Here is an 811-nt window from a genome sequence, read left to right as displayed (position 1 = left end):
CTTTTCGACTAAAGCACTCGCATTACTCTCTGGCACGATCATGCCAAAGCCAAGTGAAACGTATTTGATCCCCTCTTTTTTCGCTGCGTTAAATTGTTCATTTGAAAAGGCAAAAAATGCGCCTAACTGGTCAAATAAAACGGTTTGTTTTTCATTGGTGTAATCTGATAAATATTTCATGGTTTTAGTTTCTTTGTTCAAAATACAACGGGTTAAGATGTTGTAATGACGCTTTGCAAACTCGCTACAACCCATTTTTGCTGTGCAAAAATACAAGACCGCAACCGTAGGGCGCGAGGGCGAACGAACCGCCAGGACAGAAGCTAAGCCAGCTTGTGAACCATTTACGTCCTCTAATCTCCCTCTCCCTGCTAGACCTGTTTTAGGTACAGGGCATTCCCAAGGTAAGGAGAGAGATTGCGGTAAAGCGTGCAAATCTGTGTCTTTACGTCAATTTGAATAAGGGGGGTGGCGTAGACTCTGTCAAGAGGGAACTACGTCCCTCTTTACTGAGGCGACGCTATCCCCTAAATTGACACGTAAAGACCGTTTGCTCGCGCCTTCATGCCACTCACCGTCTTGATGAGTCCGATTGAACACAGGTCTAGCAGGATGAGCTTACGGAGCGAAGCGGAGTGCGTTGGGTGATTGTTCGCAGGAACTGACTGCCACATCGAGCTTTGCTCGATATTCGTGGCATCAGTTATCGCGAGAGGAGCGCAGCGACGGAATGAACCGAGCAAAGCGAGAACGCCCGTAGACAAAGAAGCAAGAAGCAAGAAGCAAGAAGCAAGAAGCAAGAAGCAAGAAG

At 47.0% G+C, this 811-nt stretch carries 2 protein-coding genes; both read right to left on the bottom strand.

Annotated elements, in window-relative coordinates; genetic code table 11:
• Positions 1–180, bottom strand: a 180-nt coding sequence (locus AACR11_RS20875) for a DUF7659 family protein (RefSeq protein WP_445286023.1), incomplete at its 3' end; no start/stop codon positions are given.
• 347 nt (positions 181–527) lie between these two features.
• On the bottom strand, positions 528–811 hold a 284-nt coding region (locus AACR11_RS20870; protein ID WP_189338778.1), incomplete at its 5' end, for a hypothetical protein.

Origin of the sequence: Vibrio sp. L85 (assembly GCF_963871815.1) — a bacterium.
In the GTDB taxonomy this organism is placed as follows: Bacteria; Pseudomonadota; Gammaproteobacteria; order Enterobacterales; family Vibrionaceae; genus Vibrio; species Vibrio harveyi.
This window is presented reverse-complemented; position numbering and strand designations above follow the sequence as displayed.